Raw genomic sequence first — 20,718 nt, forward strand, 5'->3', positions numbered from 1 at the left:
TGCGTCGCCGCCCCGCATACTCGCGCGCAGTTGGCTATGCTGCTGACAGCATGACGCTGGTTCATTTCTGAGGGATGCTCAATGTTTTACGTGCAACGCGATGCGCAAGGTCTGTTGATTCGCGTGGAAGCCGCGGCCTACGCCGAGGCCACGGAAACCCTGCCGGCCGACAGCCATGAAATCCAGGCCTGGTTCGCCAACGAAGTGGTGGAAACCAGCCTGAAACAGCTCAAGCAGAGTGACTTCGAAATGATTCGGGTCCTCGACGACCTGATTCAGGTGCTGACCCAGAAAGGCGTGATCCGTGTCACCGACCTGCCACCGGCGGCTCAGGCCAAGCTGATGGACCGGACTCAGGCGCGGGAAGCATTGGGCGGGTTGAGTCAGTTGATCGATGAGGATGAGGGCGGGTTGATCTGATCCACCCGGTATCAAAAGCCTACCCTCACCCCAGCCCTCTCCCCGAGGGAGAGGGGGCCGACCGAGGTGTCTGGCGTTATACATCGACCTGAGAAACCGGGGCGATTATGGATTCAGCGGACATCTTTCACGTCGGCGTATTTCCCGAATATCCCCCAATCAGGCCCTTCTCCCTCTGGAAGAAGGGCTGACCGAGGTGTCTGGCGTCATACATCGACCTGAAAAACCGGGGCGATTATGGATTCAGCGCAAATCGCTCACGTCGGCGTACTTCCCGAATATCCCCCCATCAGTCCCCTCCCCCGGAGGGAGAGCGGCCGACCGAGGTGTCTGGCGCTATAAGTCGATTATGGATTCAGCGGAGCTCTTTCACGTCGGCGTATTACATCAATATCCCACGGTCAGTCCCCTCTCCCTCTGGGAGAGGGCTAGGGTGAGGGTTGCTTTTGCGATGACTCACCGCCAAGGCTTCGGTTCACCCAACAACTGCCCCTGAACCCCATACAAGCCCATCTCGCGAATCACCGACAACTCTCCTTCCGTCTCGACCCGCTCGGCAATCAGCGGCAGATCAATGCTGTGCGCCGCCCGCTGGATCGCCTCGATGAACAAGCGCTTGTCGCTCTCCTGATCAATCGCACGAATGTAACTGCCATCGATCTTCAAGTACGCCAGCCCCAGCCGCGCCAGGTTGCCGATCATGCTGAAACGACCACCAAAGCGCTGCAGGCTCAGCGAGAAACCGAGTTCACGCAGGCGCCGGGTCAACTGCTCCAGCACCGCTTGCTCCGGCAACTGCTCCTCGCCGATTTCCAGGGTAAGGCGCTCGCCGAGGTTGGAATGCGCGCGCAAAATCTCGAAGACTTTATTCAACGCCTGCGGATCCGCCAGGGTCGCCGAAGACAGGTTCAGCGCCAGCGAATCTTCATGTTCTTTCATCTGCTCCAGCACGCGCTCAAGCATCAGCCGATCCAGCCGCGCGGTCCAGCCAAAGCGCTCCAGCCACGGCAGGAAGCGCCCGGCCGGGATCGTCTGGCCCTGATCATCGAGCAGGCGCGAGAGCACTTTGTAATGCAGCACCAGTTGCGTGTCGGCGGCAGCCACCACCGGCTGGAAATACAGCTCGAAACGTTGCTGACTCAAGGCTTGATCAAGCAAGCGGTGCCAGGCGTGGTGATCGTCGCCGACATCCGCCGTCAGGCTCTGATCGATGCAGGCCCAGTTCTGCTCGCCCTGCCCTTCGGCTTGCGCCAGCGCCTGATCACCGAGGGTCAGCACCTGTTGCGGCGAATCGCCGTGGGTGAATGGCGCCAGGCCGATCGACGCCACAGCCGCGACGTCGGTCGCACCGGTGGCATGCAGACTGCTCAAGGCATTGTCGAGGTTCTGCGCCAGTTGCAGCGCTTCTTCACGAACCAGCCCCGGCGCCAGCACGGCAAACTCGCCGCCGCGAATACGGGTGACGAGATTCTGGGTTTCCGGGTACTTGGCGCATTCGCGGGACAATTGTTCGCCAACTGCTTTCAGCAGTTCATCGGTGCGCTGGCCACCGAGACGCTGGTTGAGCCCGGCCAGATCCTTGACCCGCAACAGCAGCAGATAACCGGAGCTGGCCTGCTCCGGGTTGCTCACCCGATTGTTCAACTGCATCTCGAAATAACGGCGGTTGGCCAACCCCGTCAGGTTGTCCTGATAAGACTCGGCCCGCAGTTTTTCACTGCGCTCGGCCTGCTCCTGGAACAGCGCCTTGAGCTTTTCGACCATCTGATTCATCGCCTGCACCACGCGGCGCAACTCAGGCGTGCGCGGCAGATCCGGCAGGCTGAGGAATTCGCGGCGGGCGATGGCGTGGGATTGCTTGACCATGTAATCCAGTGGCTTCAACTGCCGGCGCAGCAGCAGCGCACCGAGGACTGCACTGATCGCACCGCAGATCAGCAGCCAGCCAAGGCTGCCCAACGCGCTCTGCCACAGCTTGGCCACGGCAAACATCGGATGGCTGACCACTTCGACCCGCGCCGCCTGCTCCCAGCCACGGCTGACCAGCGCATCGCCACCGGCCGGTTCCAGACCGATCAGTTTGACGAACCAGTCCGGCACATTGCTGACGGCCGGAATGCCATTGCGCTCAACAATCGTCTGATCAGTCTTCAGATCCACCACACGAATGCTCGCGTAGTAGCCACTGTCGAAAATCGAGCTGACCAGCAGCTCGACCATCGCCGGATCGTCGATATTCGGCGTCAGCGACAAGGCCAGCGCCGTCGCGGCGTCCTGCGCGTGGGAACGCAACTGGTTGACGTACTGGGTGCGCGAGCTCTCCAGACTGACCATGAAGCTGCCGGTGAAGGCGACCACCAGGAACAGACAGATAGCGATCAACAGCTGTTTGAACAAAGACATCTGAGCGCGTGCTCCTAGTTAGTCGTCTCGACCGGGAAACCTTCGGCCTGCATTTTCTTCAACACATCCTGCCAGCGTGACAGGCGTTTGGTATCACCGACCTTCTTGTTGCCCTTGGCGCCCGGCAGGTACAACCCTTCCGCATTGAAAGAGTAGACCGGCAGCAAATCGGTTCGCTGCGACGCCGGCTGGATCGGGTCGATCAGGCTGTCGAGCACCAGCGGCATGGCATCGGGGGTGGCATAGTAAGTCAGGACCATGTGCGCGCGGTTCTGGCGCAACGCTTTGACATAGGTGATGCGCAGCTTGTCACTGGAAACCCCGAGGTGGCGCAGGCTGAAATACTTGGCGATCGCATAGTCTTCGCAGTCGCCGGCGCCTTTCCACAGCGCCTCGATGGGCGTTTCCCAGTAATCGACTTCGTGCCACAGATCGATGTCCTCGACGTAGCGCACCTGTTTGTTGAAAAACAGGTTCACTACTTTGAGCTTTTCCATCTCGTTGACTTGTTTCTGTGTAGCCAACAGATTTTGCCAGGCATCGATGCGCTGCTGCCCGGCACCCAGTGGCCCATAGAGAGCCGTGGCTTTGCGGCTGATCGTGGAAAAATCCCAATCGGCATGCAGACCGCCCAGCATGACGCCGGCCAGCAGCAGTGCGCAGCCTAGCCAGCGCAGTGTCCGGGGGATCGCGAAACATACCGCCACAGCAGGTTTCCAGAGGGCAGGGAGGAAAGCGTTTGATGGTGAAGCTTAGCCCGGCAAAAAACAATGGCACCATGAGATCATCCTCGGCGCGCTAAACTTCATTGGGCACCACGATGTTTTACAAGGTTTGACAACCTGTAGAGCAATCACTAGTGTCATTTGGATCCAAATCAGGCCGACATACAGGGTGCGTAGTCGTGACACAGAAGCCCAAACCGCTGCACAGCATTAAAGTCGATGGACCGATTCCTGCGCATCTGGCCCGGTCGGTGATCGAAGAAACCCTGCGTTCGGCAATCCTCGATGGTCGTCTGCCCTGCGGCACGGCGCTGCGTCAGCAGGATCTGGCCGATCTGTTCGGCGTCAGCCGCATGCCGGTGCGCGAAGCCTTGCGCCAGCTCGAAGCCCAGGAACTGCTCAGTGTTACTGCGCATAAAGGCGCAGTGGTTGCGCCGTTGATTCAGGGCGATGCCACTGAAACCTACGAGCTGCGCATCCTCCTCGAATCCGAAGCCATGCGCCAGTCGGTTCCACTGTTGACCGCTGCCGACCACGCACACGCAGCCGCTTACATCGAAGAGCTGGAGGCACAACACGACTACACGGAAATCGGCCGGCTCAACCGTTTGTTCCACATGGCCCTGTACAGCAAGGCGCCCAACCAACGCTTGCTGCGCCTGGTCGAAGACGGACTCAACGAAGAAGAACGTTTTCTGCGTTTCAACCTTGAGGCCATGGGCCTGGGCAAATTGTCCCAGGACGATCACCGGGCAATGCTGCAAGCCGTGCAGGATCGTGACGTTGAACTGTCAATCAAACTCCTCGAGCAGCACCTTAATCGGGGCGTCGAGGTGATTACCCGCTATCTCGCGACCCCCGCCGCACAAAGCCGCAAAGCCGCGCGCTGAGCGCGCACCCTCCGCGAATCACTCTCTTACAAATCCCCAAGCGATCTGCCAGCCCTCGGGTGGGCGGATCCGCCTGCCCGCTCTAACCTCCCTGCGCCGCTCAGCTGGAAATTTGCACCGTGCCGATGACGAATCGGTAATAGCCGTGGCGCTCATTTACCCGCACTCTTGAACGGCCAACCCCATAAAGAACGGGCGACGCGCCGCCCTGACGGCGCAGTCCCCGCACCAGGAACCTACGGAAGGAGCCTTGCCACGGGAAAAAGGAAGTCATGGCGCGGGGTCACGGCCAACTTCCGCCCCTTTTAAATCATTCAACTCTTATTACTGGAAAGTTGCTTCGAGTGAGGCATTCACTCTTGTCGATCAATTTTGGCCGTTATTCGCCGAAAGGAGCAACTACGCCCCAATAAAACTTCAGCCAAAAGTTTTATCGGAACTTCTCAACTTCAAAAAACAGCAAAATTAAAATAATTAAAAATGTACTTGTTAAATACTTTGTCGGTGTATTAGTTTTTCCTCGCCAAGTTTGAACTTCACCCTTCACCTCGGCACCCACCCAATGCCTGCGGTACAACAGCAGCGCCTTATGGGCAGACATGAAGCCATGTCACAGATATATCCGGTCCGCACTTACCTATCAGGAAGGAAGGCTGTCGTCCGCCGACAGAAAACAAGTAAGCCGTAGTTTTACAGATTGCGCAGTTACCCGAGCAGTTCCATTACATATCAACGATAAAGGACATCATGATGCCCACCAAGAACCAACTCGCCCTGAAGAAAGCCGAACTTAGTATTCACCCGATCTTTTCCGAGATCACTTCGTTATCGGTCTTGCGTCGTTTTATGGAAACCCACGTGTTTGCCGTGTGGGATTTCATGTCGCTGACCAAACGCCTGCAGCAGGAACTGACCTGCACGCGTTTGCCGTGGCTGCCGCCGCGTGATCCTCACGCCGCCCGGTTGATCAACGAGATCGTTTTGGGTGAAGAGTCGGATGATCGCCTGACCGAAGGTCATTACAGCCATTTCGAGCTGTATCTGGATGCGATGCGCGAAATCGGCGCGAGTACCACGGCCGTAGAGCGCTTTGTCGCCCTGCAACAGGAAGGCGTGAGCTATGACGTCGCGCTGCAAAGCGTCGAAGTTGATCCGGCCGCCGCGCAGTTTGTCCGCGACACCTTGCGCATCGCCCTGCATGCCCCGGGGCACAGCGTGGCGGCGGCGTTTCTGCATGGTCGTGAGAGCGTGATCCCGACCATGTTCCAGCGCATTCTTGACGACTGGGGCATCGGCATCGAACAGGCGCCGACCTTTCGCTACTACCTGGAGCGCCACATCGAGGTCGACTCCGAAGACCACGGCCCGGCGGCAGAACACCTGCTCGAGCGTCTGGTCGACGGCGATCCGCTGCGCGAGGCCGAGGTCTACGCCAGCGCCATCGCTGCCGTGGAGAGTCGCATCGCCCTGTGGGACGGCCTGCGTCTGAGCATGCGCGAACCGTTGACGGAGGTGGCCCAATGAACGCCGCCGACTATCAATCCTTTGCCGACGCTTGGGAGAACCGCGCCACCATCCGCACTCGCCCAAGGCGCGTGCTCGAAGACGACGAGCGGCTGATCTATCCGCTCAGCCGCCAGCCGCTGGTGCTCAGCGAAACCTTCCTGCGCGAGTGCCCGCAGCAGCGAGATTTCGCCTTGGTGCAGACGCTGTACAAATTCATCAACGACGTAGTGATTTTCGAGACCGAGATCGTCGACAAGACTGCGCGCAGCATCGCCAAGAATCGCTTCGCCGTGGCCTTCCCGTTTGCCTGTCGTTACGACGCGATGACCGTGGTGGTCGACGAGGATTACCACGCCTTGGTGGCGATGGATTTCATGCAGCAAACGGTAGCGATGACTGGCATCGAACCGATTCAGTTGCCCGATGAAATCGAACTGAGCCGGGCTATTCCCGCCGCCGTCGCGCTGGCACCGGAACACCTGCGCAGCGCGATGGAACTGATCTGCGTGGCCATCGCTGAAAACACCGTGACCGGCGATGTCGCGGCGTTCGCCCGCGACGACTCGGTCAAGCCGTCGATCAAAGGCCTGATGGCCGATCACTTGCTCGACGAAGGTCGTCATTCAAGCTTCTGGGCGCGAATGGTGCGCATCTATTGGCACACCGCCAGCGCGGCGGATCGCGAAACCATCGCGCAGATTCTGCCGGTGTTCATCGGCCATTACCTGACCAACGACATCCAGAAAGCCTTCGACCTGCGCCTGATCGACGCACTGCCGGTCAGCGAGGCCACGCGCCGTTCGCTCAGGGGCGAAATGGCCGGGCTCGCGTTCCCGATCAATCGCCACCATCCGCTGGTGGGCAACATCGTCAAGTTCTTCCACAACAGCTCGCTGCTCGACACGCCGTGCGTGCAGCACGCCTTGCGCGATTACCTGGTCTGATGAGGAGGCCGACATGAAACGTCTCGACATTTTGCTGATTGGCGCCAGCCAGGCCATGACCGACCTGGCGCAGGAACTCGAACAACACGGTCACTCATTACAGCGCAGCGGCGTTGCGGCATCGACGGTGGATTTGATCATCGACGATGGCTTCATTGGCGCTGGCGACTTCTGCGCCATCCCGCACCTGCATCTGCGTTTGGGGGTTGGCGTGCAGAGCCCTGCCGGTTTGCCGACACTCGATTTGCTGTGTTTTCTTGGTTCGTCACTGATCAGCCGCGTACCGATCGGCGATGAGCCGTCCGGTAACGGTCAAGCTCTGCGGCAAAGGGTGCTGACGCAGGTGGTTGACGAAGTGGCGCTGCTGGTCAGCCGCTTCTCCCGCGATGCGGAATATCTTCAGCGGGCCGTATCTGTGCCTGCGCCGGATTTCGAGCGGATGGAAAACCTGCTGTTTCTCGACAGCCTGGCGTACGTCCACCGCCTCAATGACACGGCCAATCCGGCGCTGTTGAAGCAGGCCCAGCTCCCAGTGATCGAGCGCCTGCAACAGAGCCTGATCCGTCATGCCGAACGACCGGCGCTGCACCTCGCCGAACAGTCGATCAGCTATCGGCAATTGCACGCCCACGGTCGCGCGATCCAGCAGCGTTTGCAGCCCTTGCTCGAGCAACATCCGCGACCGTGGGTGGTGGGCATCTGCCTGCCGAAAAGCCCGGCGCTGTTCGCCTCGATTCTGGCGATCCTCGGCAGCGGTGCGGTGTATTTGCCGCTGGAGCCGAGTCATCCGTTGCAGCGCCAGCAATACATACTGCAAAACGCCGGTGCAGTGCTGTTGCTGCATGATGGCGTGCATCCACTGAGCGCAACAATGGCAGGGCTGGATGTCAGTTGTATCGACAGCGCCGAGGCAGATCTCAGCCACCCGCTGATGCGCCGCCGCCCTGAACTCGACGCACCGTGCATGGCGCTCTACACCTCGGGCACCACCGGGCATCCGAAGGGTGTTTTGCTCAGTCAGGCGAATCTTGCGCACTTCACCGCGTGGTACGCCGATTACGTGCAGTTGCAGGCAGAAAGTCGGGTCTTGCAGTTCTCATCGCTGAGCTTCGACTCATCACTGATCGACATCTTCCCGACCCTGCTCGAAGGCGCCGAACTGGTGGTGCCCGACGACACGCAACGGCGCGATCCGCTGCAACTGGTCGCGCTGATCCGCCGCCGGCAACTGACCCACGCCTTCCTGCCGCCGGCGCTGTTGAGCATCCTGCCGCTAGAGCAACTGGAGGGCGTGCAAGTGATGACCGGCGGCGATGTCTGCGAGCCGTTCGTCATCGAGCAACTGACCCGCCAGGGCACGCTGCACAACCTTTACGGACCGACCGAAGCCACGGTGCTGATCACCGCACGCCAGCTCACACCGGGTGACAGCAACCGCAGCCTCGGTGCGCCGATCGCCAACAGTCAGGTGCTGATTCTCGATGATGATTTGCAACCGGTGCCGCAGAACACTGTCGGCGAATTGTTCATCGTCGGCCCCGGCGTCTGCCTCGGTTATCTGAACAATCCACAGCAGACCGCCGAGCGTTATCTGACCTTGAATCTGCCGGACGGCCAAACGTTGCGCGCCTACCGCAGCGGCGACATGGCCAGGTGGGGCGAGCACGGTATCGAGCTGTGTGGACGGCGCGACAATCAGGTGAAGATTCGCGGCTTCCGGGTCGAGCCGGAAGAGATCGAGCGCTGCCTGCGTGAGAGCCAGTTGTACCGGCAAATCGCAGTGGTGATCGACACTCAGCGGCGCATTCTGGCGTTCCTTGCCCAGCCGCAATCGGACACCGCGCGCGAAGCACTGAAGGCCCACGCCCGGCAGTTTTTGCCCGACTACATGCAACCGGTGGCGTGGACTGAACTGCAGAGCATGCCGTTCGCCAGCAACGGCAAGGTCGACCGTAAAGCGCTGCTGCAACTGCCAGTGAGCGTGCAGGCCAGCGGGCCAAAATGCCTGCCGGCGAATGCCGACGAAGCGCTGCTGCTGGAAATTTGGGCAGAGTTGCTGGAGCTGCCTAACAGCGATATATCCACCGACGAAAGCTTCTTCAATCTCGGTGGCCACTCGATCCTGCTGTCGCGCATGTTGCTGCGTTTGCGTGAGGAATTCGGTCGCAGCATTTCGATCAATCGCTTCATCGAACTGCCGACCATCATCAAACTCGCCACGCTGGTGCGCGGCACCGATGACAGCGCGGTGCTCAGCGCCCAAGCCATGGCCGACGCCGAGCGTGCGCTGGAAATCGAACCGCTGCCGATCAGCCGCATGGGCGATGTGCACAGGGTCATCGTCACCGGCGCCAACAGTTTTGTCGGCGTGCACATCGTTGAGGCGCTGCTCGGCTGGGGCGCCAGCGAAGTCGCTTGTCTGGTGCGCGATGGCGGCGGGCAAACGGCGGCGCAACGCTTTGCCGAGTCACTGCGGGAAAACCGTCTGGAGCATCTGGATCTGAGCCGGGTGCGCGTTTACGCGGCAGACATTACCCGTCCGCAACTGGGCTTGAACGACGAGGACTATCGACGCCTGGATCGCGAGTTCGGCGCGCTGGTGCACAACGCCGCCAACGTCAATCACGTTCTCGATTACGAGTCGCTGGCGGCGGACAACGTCGAACCGATTTTCGCGCTGCTGCGCTTGTGCGAAGGGCAGAGCAAAAAGGTCTTCAACTTCGTCTCGACGCTGTCGGCTTCAAGCACGGTCGATGATGCGGGACGGGTGCTGGAACTGCCCGCCGCGCTGACGCCACCGATCTACATCCGCAACGGTTACAACCTGTCGAAATGGGTCGGCGAACGCATCCTCGAACGGGCGCGGGAACGCGGCGTACGGGTCAATCTGTATCGCCCCGGCAACATCAGTTTCAACAGCTTGAGCGGCGTTTGTCAGCCGCACAAAAACCGCTTGATGCTGATGCTCAAAGGCTCGATCCAGCTCGGCCAGGTGCCGGCCTTCGCGCTGAATTTCGACCTGATGCCGGTGGACTTTCTTGCCCGCTTCATCGCCTTCCACGCCAGTCGTTATTCACCCGAGCGGGCGGTGTTCAACCTGCATAACCCCGAGCCGCTGAGCTGGGACGCCTATGTCGCTTCGTTCCGTGAAACCGGCAGCGAATTCGCGCTGGTCAGCGTCGCCGACTGGCAGCAGCAACTGGGCCGGGTAGACGCCGACAACGCGCTGTTCGGCGTGCTCGGTTTCTACCTCAACGGCTTCGAAGAAGACATCGGCGACATCTCCCTGATCGGCCACGCCAACGCCGAGGCCGGCGTGCAGCAGATGGGCGCGCACTACCCGCAGAAATCCCCGGCGCTGCTGCGTCGCGGCTGCGACTACCTGAAACAAATCAACTTCATCTGATCCATCAAAAAGGAGCAACACCATGAGCAATTTGCAACCGGACACCCTGATTAAAAACCCGCATGGCTGCCACGTTGTGTCGTCAGTGGAAGTACCGGCGGACGCGGCGCAAGTCTGGGCGGTGGTCGGCGACTTCGGCGGTTTCGACCGTTTCATTCCGGCGCTGTCGCACATCGAAACAATCGGCGAAGGTGTGTCCTCGCTGCGCAAGAAATGCTTCAAGGATGGCAACGTGGTGGTTGAGCAACTCAACTCCCGCGATGAGCACGCGCGGAGCATGACCTGGACGACGATTTACAACACGTTGGGGGTGGCGAATCTGTGGGCGGCGATGAATGTGGAGTCGCTGGGCGCAGGCAAGTCCCGGGCGACGTGGACGATCATTGCCGAGCCTGCTTCGGGGGGTGAGGAAGCGTTGCCGGGGTTCAAGGAGTTTGTGCAGGGGTTTGCGGATGATGCGATGGGGAATGTGTTGAAGCTGTTTGTTTAAGACTTCGGCTTTGCGGTGATTGTCAGACCGCTTTCGCGAGCAGGCTCGCTCCCACATTTTGATTGCATTCCTTCTGTAGGAACGCGGTCAATTTGTGGGAGCGAGCCTGCTCGCGAAGAACGATAACGCGGTCTCCAATCTGAAAAATCAGATCTTGAAGCTGTCGACCAGTTGCTTCAGGCGATTAGCCTGCTGCGACAGTGCATCACAATCCTTCAACGTCTCGTTGAGGTTGGCGACGCTCTGCTGGTTCAACAGGTTGATCTGGTTAACGTCGACGTTGAGGGTTTCCACCACGGCGGTCTGCTCTTCGGTCGCCGCTGCCACCGACTGGTTCATCCCGTCGATTTCACCGATGCGCTGAGTCACGCTGACCAGACGCAAACCGGCCTGGTTGGCCACTTCCACGCTCTGCTCGCTGGACGCCTGACTGGCGTTCATCGTAGTCACCGCTTCACGCGAACCGATCTGCAGCGAAGTGATCATCTTGTGGATCTCTTCTGCCGACTCCTGCGTGCGGTGGGCAAGGTTACGCACCTCATCCGCCACCACGGCAAAACCACGTCCGGCTTCACCGGCACGCGCCGCTTCAATCGCGGCGTTGAGCGCCAACAGGTTGGTCTGCTGCGAAATGCCTTTGATCACATCAAGGATGTGGCCGATGTTGTCGGTGCTGGCGTTCAGGGTTTCGATCTGCGTGCACGACAGGCTGATCTTCTGCGACAACTCGGTCATCGCCAGAATGGTTTGCTCGACCACCTGACGCCCGTCATCGGCCTGCTCGCTGGCGCCGCTGGCGTGTTGCGAAGCATCGGCGGCGTTGCGGGCGATTTCCTGAGTGGCGGCGCCCAACTCGTTGATCGCGGCAGCCACGCTGTTGGTACGTGCGCTTTGCTCGTCAGAGCCGACGATCGAGGCGTTCGACGAAGCCATTACGCGTTGCGACAAGTCATGCACATGACGGGTTGCCGACGACACTTCGGAAATCGACGCATGAATTCGTTCAACGAACTGGTTGAACGCGCTACCCAACTCACCGAACTCGTCTTTGCTCTCGACCACCAGACGACGTGTCAGGTCGCCCTCGCCCTGAGCGATGTCCTGCATCGCACGGCCCATGGTGGTCAGCGGACGCATCAACACGTTGATCAACAGGCTTAGCAGCAAGGCAATCGCGGCCACGGCGACAAACATCGCGATCAGTGCCGAGGTGCGGAATTGGCTGAGTGCGGCGTAGGCCTTGTCGCGATCGATCGACAGACCGATGTACCACTGCGCATTCGGCAGGTCGCTGACCGGAGTGAACGACAGAATGCGTTCCTGGCCATTGAGCACGACGTTCTGGTTGCCCTTCTCGATGCGTACGCTGGTGTTCGGATAGATGTCTTTCAGGTTTTTCATGACCTGATCTTTGTCCGGGCTGACGATCACCTGACCGTCGGCACTGACCAGGAACGCATGACCAAGGCCACCGAAGTCGACCGAGTTGATGATCTTCACCAGGGTTTCCAGGCTCAGGTCACCACCGACCACACCGAGCAGCTCGCCGTTCTTTTTCACCGGCATGGCGATGGTCACTACCAGGCCACCGACAGCGGCCATGTACGGCGGCGTCAGCATGGTTTTGTCGGCGACAACCGCTTGCTTGTACCAAGGGCGCTGACGTGGATCGTAGCCGTCCGGCATCTTCGCGTCAGGGCGCTGGGTAAACACACCGTTGGCCTGACCGACGTAGGTGAACTGGAAGTTCGAGGTGAAGGCTGGTTGATCGACCAGACCCGGGAAGTCCGCGTCCTTACCCTGATGGGCAACGTTCTGCGCGAGGTTTTCCAGCACCAGAATCCGCCCGCTCATCCAGTTCTGCACGCTGCTGGCGGTCAGATCACCGGCCTGCTGCACGGAGGACTGAAGGTTCTGGCGAATGGTGTTTCGCTGCAGATAATCGTTGTAGAGGGTGAACAGCGCGAACGCCAGGACCACGACGCCCGAGGCGGCCAACAGGATTTTATGGCTGAACTTGAGATTCATTTCATGGGACTTCTTATGCGAAAAGTGGGGATGCGTTCCGGATGCAACATTCCATGTACAGCGCAGGCAGCGTTCTTCTGGCTGCTCTACTTTGGTGCACGCATGTCTCACCAGTCTGTCGGCACGTGTCGGAGAAATCTTAGGGCTGAGCGGGAAATGGATGGCATTTCTGAAGGATTCCCGCCGAACGGCGTGCCAGAGCGTTCTCCCCGATGTTTTTCAGGGCTGATGTTCGGGTGGCAGTTGCAAATTTCGTAACCCTTGATGACAATGCGAGTAATTATCATTTGTGACGTTCGCGTTCATGTCCTCACCTGAGTTTGCAGTACAGGCGCTTTACAGTAGTCATCACGGCTGGCTTAACGCTTGGCTGCGCGCACGGCTGGGCAATGCGGCGGATGCAGCCGATCTGGCTCAGGACACCTTCGTCCGCCTGCTGCAACGCACCGAACGTCTCGAACTCAAAGCGCCTCGCGCCTTCCTGCGCACGATTGCGCGTGGGCTGGTGATCGATCATTGGCGCCGTGAGGAAATCGAACGTGCCTATCTGGAAACCATCGCCCATTTGCCCGAAGCCGAAACACCGAGTGCCGAAGCCCGGGCGCTGGTGATCGAACTGCTCGAGAGCATTGCGCGGATGCTTGAAGGACTGAAGCCGAAAGTGCGTCAGGCGTTTCTGTTGGCGCAGTGCGAAGGGTTGACCCACAAGCAGATCGCCGAACAGATGGGCCTGTCGTTACGTTCGGTTGAACGTTACGTCGCCGATGCGCTGTATCACTGTTATGTGCTGCGGTACGAAAGCTGATGCCTGTGGATAATCTTTCTCTGAGCCGCCGCACCGAGCCGCAGCAACAGGTGGTCAAGCAGGCCATTCACTGGCTGTTGCGACTGCGCAACAATCACGGCAACCCGCGCCTGAACCGCCAGTGTGAACAGTGGCGCGCCGAACACCATGAACATGAATTGGCCTGGCAGCGGGTGCAGTCGCTGCAAGCCGAACTGAGCAACAACCTGCGCGCAGTGCCCGGTGCGCAAGTGGCGTTCAACACCCTTGAAAACAGTGCGCAGGGTCTGGGCCGGCGACAGGCGTTGAAGCTATTGTCTGGTGCATTGCTGATGGGTTCCGCCGCCTGGCTGGCCAAGGACAATGCCGCGTGGCAGCAATGGAGTGCCGATTACGCCACCGCGACGGGCGAGCGGCGCGGCTTCCAGTTGCCGGACGGTACCCGGATCGAGTTGAACACTGCCAGCGCGGTGGATCTGGATTACACCGCGCAACAGCGCCTGATCAAACTGACTCGCGGTGAAATCATCGTCACGTGTGGTGGCGCCGACGAGGGCGCACCGTCTGATCGGCCGCTGCGGGTACAAAACCGTCACGGCACTTATGAGCCGGTCCATGCCCGATTCATCCTGCGTCAGGACAATGATTGCACACGGCTCAGCGTCACCCATGGCCAGGTTGCCATCCACGCCGGCGGCACTTCGGTAGAAGCTCTCGCCGGGCAAAGTTATCTGATCGACCGCCATCAGGTACGCCCGGCCCCGACGCTGGATATGGATGCTGGCGCCTGGATCGACGGCTTGATCGTCACACGCAATATGCGTCTGGGCGACTTTCTCGCGGAAGTCGCGCGTTATCGGCAGGGCTTTCTGAACTGTGCGCCGCAAGTGGCGGAGCTGCGTCTGTCCGGCGTATTCCGTTTGGAAGACACCGACAAGCTGTTAGCGATTCTGCCGCAGACGTTGCCGGTGCAATTGCGCTATCGCACGCGTTGGTGGGTGACCCTGGAACGTGCGGTCTGAAATTTTTTTGGCGGTTTTTTGCAGCAAGTCCGGCTTGGTCAGTAAGCACTTCAACTCAAGCGTTTGCGACTTCCTACGGAAACCTACAATGACTGTCCGCGCCACCTGTAAGAACTCTCCGAATTTCACTGCCGAATCGGGATTGCTGCGCCAAGCTATTCGCGCTGCGCTGTTTTCGACTGCACTGGGCGTTGTTGTGATGCCTTCCTTGAGCATCGCGGCAAATCCCGCGGCCAGTGCAGTCAGCCACCGCTACAACGTGGCTGCGGGCCCTCTCGGTGAGGCGCTGAATCAGTTTGCCCGTCAGGCCGGCATCACGTTGTCGATGACCCCGCAGCAAACTCAAGGACGGCAATCGCCGGGCGTACAGGGTGAATATTCGACCGATCAGGCGTTGAGCCATTTGCTCGGTGGCTCCGGTTTGGAAGCGGTTAGTCAGGACGGCAGCAGTTACATCCTGCGCACATTGGCTGAGACCGAAGCACTGGCCCTGCCGACCACCGACATTAAAGGCTTCGCCCTCGGCAACGCATTGGGCAGCATGGATGGCTACAACGCCACTCACAGCCAGATCGCCACCAAGACCAGTACCGCGTTGCTGGAAACTTCGCAAAGCGTGTCTGTAGTCACTCGCGAGCAAATGGACGATCAGGGTTCGCAGACTGTCTCGCAAGCGATGCGCTACACCCCGGGCGTACTGACCAATCCGTACGGCGCGACTCATCGCTATGACTACGTGGCAATGCGCGGCTTCAACGACGGCTCGGTGGACAACATCTACCTCGACGGCCTCAAGTCGATGGGCGACAGCGGCACTTACAGCACCATGCAAGTCGACCCATATTTCCTTGAGCGCGTGGACATTCTCAAGGGCCCCTCGTCGGTGCTGTACGGTCGCAGTTCGCCAGGTGGTCTGGTGGCGCTGACCAGCAAGAAACCGCTGTACGAGGCTTACCATCAGGTTCAAGCGACGGTCGGCACGCAAGGTCAGCGCGGGGTCGGTTTTGACTTCAGCGGTCCAGTCGATGACGACAAGCGTATTGCCTATCGTCTGACCGGGTTAACGGATCAGTCCGACACACAGTTCGACCACAACAAGGAAAAGCGCTTCGCTCTCGCACCAACGCTGAGTATCGATTTCAGTGAAGACACCTCGCTGACGCTGCAGGCTTATCTGCAACACGATCCGGACGGTGGCTACCACGGCGGAGTGCCGGCCGAAGGCACGATCCATCAGCGCAATGGCAACCGCATCTCGCCACACTTCTTCGAAGGTGAGCCAGGCATCGATGGTTATTCGCGTGATCAGCAATCGTTCGGTTATCAGTTTGAACATCGCTTCAACGATGTTTTCACCGCAAGGCAGAATTTCCGCTACCTCGACTCCAAAGTGAACATGGATCAGGTCTACGCCTACGGCTGGACCTCGCCGACCAGCAACGAGCTGAATCGCTACTACACCGGCGGAGATGAGCGTCTGCATGCGTTTATCGTCGACAACATGCTCCAGGCTGAATTTTTCACCGGTGCAACCAAACATACTGTGCTGATGGGCGCGGATTATCAGCGGCGTAAAACCGTGGTCGACTGGACCAGCGGCGGTCTTGCACCGATCAATGCGTTCAACCCGGTGTACGGCAATTCGGCGATCGACATGTATGGCGAGACCAGTTACCTGCGCCGTCTGGAACAGACCGGGGTTTATCTGCAAGACCTGATCGAGATGGACAAATGGCGTTTCTCGCTGGGCTTGCGTCAGGACTGGGTCGAGACGTCGGACGAAAACCGTATCGCTGAGGCCGGACGTCCGGTTGGCACAGAGATCAATGATCGCCGCACCAAACTCACCGGCCGTGCCGGCGCGCTGTACCTGTTCGATAACGGTTTGGCGCCCTACATCAGCTACTCCGAATCGTTTAACCCTAACTCCTACGCCGACAGCGCCGGTAACCCGCTGGCTCCTACCGACGGAACACAATGGGAAGTCGGCTTGAAGTATCAGCCACCGGGTACTGACAACCTGTTCACCGCGTCGCTGTTCCGCATCGATCAGGAAAACCTGGCAACCAAACTGCCGCAGGAAAACTTCTATCGCGCGGTCGGCGCTGTGCGCTCGCAAGGCTTGGAACTGGAAGCGCACATGCAGCTGACAGACAACCTCAAAGTACTCGGCAGCTACACTTTCACCGATATCGAATACTCGAAGTCGATGGTCAGCACCTTGAGCACACCGACCGATGTGATCGAGAACAAAGGCAACTCACCGACGCAGGCCCCGCGTCATATGGCGTCGTTGTGGGCGGACTACAAGTTCGACAGCGCGGCACTCGATGGCCTGCGACTCGGCGGCGGCATGCGTTATGTCGGCTACAGTTGGGCGGATGCGGAAAACACCCTGAAGGTGCCCTCCTACACATTATTCGATGCCTCGATTGGTTATGACTTGGGCAAAGTTGGCTTGAAGGGCGTTGATGTGCGTCTGAATGCGAACAATCTGACCAACGAGTCCTACGTCGCCTCCTGCGCCAGTCTGAACTTCTGCTACATGGGCGAAGAGCGCAACGTCGCGGCGACGGTCAGCTACCAGTTCTAAGCCTTTTGTCCTGTGCATAAAAAAGCCAGCCCCTGAATGTTCAGGGGCTGGCTTTGTCGTTTCTATGGGGAAATTCTCATGCGTGCGTTTTTGGTGTTGTTGCACCGTTATATCGGCTTGGCCACCGCGATTTTCTTGCTACTCGCCGGCGTGACCGGGAGCATTCTCGCGTTCAATCATGAGTTGGATGAATGGTTGAATCCGCAGTTTTATGCGGCGTCTGCACAGGGTTTGCGCCTGCCACCGGGCGAGTTGGTTGATGCGGTGCAATCTGCACATCCGAAGTTGCAAGTCTGGTACATGGAGTACCCGAGTGAAGCTGGACACACTGCGTTGCTTGCAATGGTCCCGCGTAATGATCCGTCAACCGGCAAGCCGTTCGATGAACGTAATCGGGTGTTCTATCTGGATCCGGTGAATGCTGAGCAAAAGGGTCAGCGGTACTGGGGTGAGTGCTGTTTTCAGCGGGAGAACTTTGTCCCTTTCATTCTCGAGTTTCATTACAACCTGACATTGCCGGGTAACTGGGGATTATTGCTGATGGGGTTGGTTGCGATTGCCTGGGTGATCGATTGCTTCGTTGCGCTATGGCTGACATTGCCGCGAGGAAAGCCGTTCTGGAAGAAGTGGTCGAAAGCCTGGAAAGTGAAGGGTGGGCATGCCTATCGGCTGAATTTCGACCTGCATCGCGCAGGAGGATTGTGGTTGTGGTTGTTGCTGCTGCCAATCGCCGTCAGCAGCGTGGCCATGAACTTGCCGAGTCAGGTGTTCAAGCCTGCGGTGTCGTTGTTTTCGCCAATTGAGCCGAGCGTCTACGAAGCCAGAGGGCGAATGCCCACCTCAGAGTTGGGGGTGACGAAATTGAGCTATCAAAAGGCATATGAGAGGGCGTTGCAGGAGGGGAAAAGGTTAGGACTGACGGCGGCAATCGGGGAGTTGTATTACAGCTTTGAGTACAACTTCTACGGCGCAGGATTTGGACAGCACGACACCGAAGCCCATGGCAAATCCTGGTTGTTCTTTCATGGTACGGACGGGCGCTTGTTAGGGCAGGAGATTGCAGGACAGGGGACGTTGGGAGAGCAGTTTTATCGGTTGCAGCTACCGATACATGGAGGACGGATCATTGGAGTTACAGGTCAGGTAATGATCGCGTTGCTAGGTATTTTGATTGCAGGCTTATCGGGGACTGGCGTCTACATCTGGTGGCGCAAATGGCAGGCTCGACGTATCAGCAAAGTACGTAAAGCTGTTTGATCATTGGTTTTGCAGGCCCTGAAATGACAAAACCCCTGTCTGCGTTAGCAGACAGGGGTTTCGGAATTCAATCTTGACGATGACCTACTCTCACATGGGGAAACCCCACACTACCATCGGCGATGCATCGTTTCACTTCTGAGTTCGGGATGGGATCAGGTGGTTCCAACGCTCTATGGTCGTCAAGAAATTCTGTATCTGGCCCGTCAACACGGTAACAAGCCAGCAAAAACGGATGTTTCTACTAAAACAAAACCCCAACTGCTTTCGCAATTGGGGTTTCGGAATTTAATCTTGACGATGACCTACTCTCACATGGGGAAACCCCACACTACCATCGGCGATGCATCGTTTCACTGCTGAGTTCGGGATGGGATCAGGTGGTTCCAACGCTCTATGGTCGTCAAGAAATTCGGGTACCGAATCGTGGCCAAGTGGCCTCGCTTCAGCAAATTGGGTATGTGACAGCTTTCGGTGTTTTGTGCTGCTTTTTTAAGTGCAGTCGAACTTTCGGTTCGTTTCGTCTTCACACACCGCAATCTGGTCTCTTCGACGCAAATTGCTTGGGTGTTATATGGTCAAGCCTCACGGGCAATTAGTATTGGTTAGCTCAACGCCTCACAGCGCTTACACACCCAACCTATCAACGTCGTAGTCTTCGACGGCCCTTCAGGGAACTCAAGGTTCCAGTGAGATCTCATCTTGAGGCAAGTTTCCCGCTTAGATGCTTTCAGCGGTTATCTTTCCCGAACATAGCTACCCGGCAATGCCACTGGCGTGACAACCGGAACACCAGAGGTTCGTCCACTCCGGTCCTCTCGTACTAGGAGCAGCCCCTCTCAAATCTCAAACGTCCACGGCAGATAGGGACCGAACTGTCTCACGACGTTCTAAACCCAGCTCGCGTACCACTTTAAATGGCGAACAGCCATACCCTTGGGACCGGCTTCAGCCCCAGGATGTGATGAGCCGACATCGAGGTGCCAAACACCGCCGTCGATATGAACTCTTGGGCGGTATCAGCCTGTTATCCCCGGAGTACCTTTTATCCGTTGAGCGATGGCCCTTCCATACAGAACCACCGGATCACTAAGACCTACTTTCGTACCTGCTCGACGTGTCTGTCTCGCAGTCAAGCGCGCTTTTGCCTTTATACTCTACGACCGATTTCCGACCGGTCTGAGCGCACCTTCGTACTCCTCCGTTACTCTTTAGGAGGAGACCGCCCCAGTCAAACTACCCACCATACACTGTCCTCGATCCGGATAACGGACCTGAGTTAGAACCTCAAAGTTGCCAGGGTGGTATTTCAAGGATGGCTCCACGCGAACTGGCGTCCACGCTTCAAAGCCTCCCACCTATCCTACACAAGCAAATTCAAAGTCCAGTGCAAAGCTATAGTAAAGGTTCACGGGGTCTTTCCGTCTAGCCGCGGATACACTGCATCTTCACAGCGATTTCAATTTCACTGAGTCTCGGGTGGAGACAGCGCCGCCATCGTTACGCCATTCGTGCAGGTCGGAACTTACCCGACAAGGAATTTCGCTACCTTAGGACCGTTATAGTTACGGCCGCCGTTTACCGGGGCTTCGATCAAGAGCTTCGCGTTAGCTAACCCCATCAATTAACCTTCCGGCACCGGGCAGGCGTCACACCCTATACGTCCACTTTCGTGTTTGCAGAGTGCTGTGTTTTTAATAAACAGTCGCAGCGGCCTGGTATCTTCGACCGGCATGAGCTTACGGAGCAAGTCCTTCACCCTCACCGGCGCACCTTCTCCCGAAGTTACGGTGCCATTTTGCCTAGTTCCTTCACCCGAGTTCTCTCAAGCGCCTTGGTATTCTCTACCCAACCACCTGTGTCGGTTTGGGGTACGGTTCCTGGTTACCTGAAGCTTAGAAGCTTTTCTTGGAAGCATGGCATCAACCACTTCGTCACCCAAAGGGTAACTCGTCATCAGCTCTCGGCCTTAAGATCCCGGATTTACCTAAGATCTCAGCCTACCACCTTAAACTTGGACAACCAACGCCAAGCTGGCCTAGCCTTCTCCGTCCCTCCATCGCAATAACCAGAAGTACAGGAATATTAACCTGTTTTCCATCGACTACGCTTTTCAGCCTCGCCTTAGGGACCGACTAACCCTGCGTCGATTAACGTTGCGCAGGAAACCTTGGTCTTTCGGCGTGGGTGTTTTTCACACCCATTGTCGTTACTCATGTCAGCATTCGCACTTCTGATACCTCCAGCAAG

General features: G+C 58.3%; 13 protein-coding genes and 3 rRNA genes (1 of these 16 running past the window's edge). 10 read left to right on the top strand and 6 right to left on the bottom strand.

Features of this window, described 5'->3' with window-relative positions; all coding sequences use genetic code 11:
• Positions 1 to 81 precede the first annotated feature (81 nt).
• On the top strand, positions 82 to 420 hold the full coding sequence (locus ACOYXJ_RS08670) for a hypothetical protein (RefSeq protein WP_007918987.1): 339 nt from the start codon (positions 82 to 84) through the stop codon (positions 418 to 420).
• Between the two features lie 456 nt (positions 421 to 876).
• On the opposite strand, the gene lapD is transcribed toward ACOYXJ_RS08670, so the two are convergent.
• Both lapD and lapG read right to left on the bottom strand, forming a co-directional pair.
• Positions 877 to 2,823, bottom strand: a complete 1,947-nt coding sequence (gene lapD / locus ACOYXJ_RS08675) for a cyclic di-GMP receptor LapD (RefSeq protein ID WP_460368978.1) — start codon at positions 2,821 to 2,823, stop codon at positions 877 to 879.
• Positions 2,824 to 2,837: 14 nt separating this feature from the next.
• Entirely contained in the window at positions 2,838 to 3,530 is a 693-nt protein-coding gene (gene lapG / locus ACOYXJ_RS08680) for a cysteine protease LapG (protein WP_095122342.1), read from the bottom strand.
• A 197-nt stretch (positions 3,531 to 3,727) separates the two neighbouring features.
• On the opposite strand from lapG, the gene ACOYXJ_RS08685 reads away from it, so the two are divergent.
• The 5 genes from ACOYXJ_RS08685 to ACOYXJ_RS08705 all read left to right on the top strand — a co-directional run bounded on the left by ACOYXJ_RS08685 (position 3,728) and on the right by ACOYXJ_RS08705 (position 10,784).
• On the top strand, positions 3,728 to 4,438 hold the full coding sequence (locus ACOYXJ_RS08685; protein ID WP_460368980.1) for a GntR family transcriptional regulator: 711 nt from the start codon (positions 3,728 to 3,730) through the stop codon (positions 4,436 to 4,438).
• A gap of 747 nt (positions 4,439 to 5,185) precedes the next feature.
• Positions 5,186 to 5,962, top strand: coding sequence for a DUF3050 domain-containing protein (locus ACOYXJ_RS08690; RefSeq protein WP_460368982.1), 777 nt, complete (start codon positions 5,186 to 5,188; stop codon positions 5,960 to 5,962).
• Positions 5,959 to 6,888: a diiron oxygenase gene (locus ACOYXJ_RS08695; protein ID WP_460368984.1), complete on the top strand. Its 930-nt coding sequence runs from the start codon at positions 5,959 to 5,961 to the stop codon at positions 6,886 to 6,888. The genes ACOYXJ_RS08690 and ACOYXJ_RS08695 overlap by 4 nt, the downstream gene beginning before the upstream one ends.
• 13 nt (positions 6,889 to 6,901) lie before the next feature.
• The gene (locus tag ACOYXJ_RS08700; protein WP_460368986.1) at positions 6,902 to 10,294 is read left to right on the top strand and encodes a non-ribosomal peptide synthetase; all 3,393 of its coding nucleotides are present in this window, start codon (positions 6,902 to 6,904) and stop codon (positions 10,292 to 10,294) included.
• Positions 10,295 to 10,316: 22 nt separating this feature from the next.
• Positions 10,317 to 10,784: an SRPBCC family protein gene (locus tag ACOYXJ_RS08705; RefSeq protein WP_150795236.1), complete on the top strand. Its 468-nt coding sequence runs from the start codon at positions 10,317 to 10,319 to the stop codon at positions 10,782 to 10,784.
• 147 nt (positions 10,785 to 10,931) lie between these two features.
• On the opposite strand, the gene ACOYXJ_RS08710 is transcribed toward ACOYXJ_RS08705, so the two are convergent.
• Entirely contained in the window at positions 10,932 to 12,812 is a 1,881-nt protein-coding gene (locus ACOYXJ_RS08710; protein ID WP_077570036.1) for a methyl-accepting chemotaxis protein, read from the bottom strand.
• Between the two features lie 304 nt (positions 12,813 to 13,116).
• Between ACOYXJ_RS08710 and ACOYXJ_RS08715 the strand changes: the two genes are divergently transcribed.
• From ACOYXJ_RS08715 to ACOYXJ_RS08730, 4 genes are all read left to right on the top strand, one after another.
• Positions 13,117 to 13,617: a sigma-70 family RNA polymerase sigma factor gene (locus ACOYXJ_RS08715; protein ID WP_026000801.1), complete on the top strand. Its 501-nt coding sequence runs from the start codon at positions 13,117 to 13,119 to the stop codon at positions 13,615 to 13,617.
• Positions 13,617 to 14,618 carry a FecR domain-containing protein gene (locus tag ACOYXJ_RS08720; protein ID WP_460368989.1) on the top strand — a complete coding sequence of 334 codons (1,002 nt, stop codon included), beginning with the start codon at positions 13,617 to 13,619 and terminating at the stop codon, positions 14,616 to 14,618. Before ACOYXJ_RS08715 ends, ACOYXJ_RS08720 begins: the two co-directional genes overlap by 1 nt.
• 88 nt (positions 14,619 to 14,706) lie before the next feature.
• On the top strand, positions 14,707 to 17,211 hold the full coding sequence (locus ACOYXJ_RS08725) for a TonB-dependent siderophore receptor (protein WP_460368991.1): 2,505 nt from the start codon (positions 14,707 to 14,709) through the stop codon (positions 17,209 to 17,211).
• Positions 17,212 to 17,289: 78 nt separating this feature from the next.
• The gene (locus tag ACOYXJ_RS08730; RefSeq protein WP_460368993.1) at positions 17,290 to 18,468 is read left to right on the top strand and encodes a PepSY-associated TM helix domain-containing protein; all 1,179 of its coding nucleotides are present in this window, start codon (positions 17,290 to 17,292) and stop codon (positions 18,466 to 18,468) included.
• A 71-nt stretch (positions 18,469 to 18,539) separates the two neighbouring features.
• Here ACOYXJ_RS08730 and rrf (ACOYXJ_RS08735) read toward each other — a convergent pair.
• From rrf (ACOYXJ_RS08735) to ACOYXJ_RS08745, 3 genes are all read right to left on the bottom strand, one after another.
• Positions 18,540 to 18,655: ribosomal RNA gene (rrf, locus tag ACOYXJ_RS08735) — 5S ribosomal RNA — on the bottom strand.
• A gap of 105 nt (positions 18,656 to 18,760) precedes the next feature.
• Positions 18,761 to 18,876 (bottom strand): 5S ribosomal RNA (gene rrf / locus ACOYXJ_RS08740).
• A gap of 166 nt (positions 18,877 to 19,042) precedes the next feature.
• Positions 19,043 to 20,718 (bottom strand): 23S ribosomal RNA (locus ACOYXJ_RS08745) (it continues 1,218 nt past the right edge of the window).

It is taken from the genome of Pseudomonas sp. Tul2A7 (assembly GCF_054790505.1).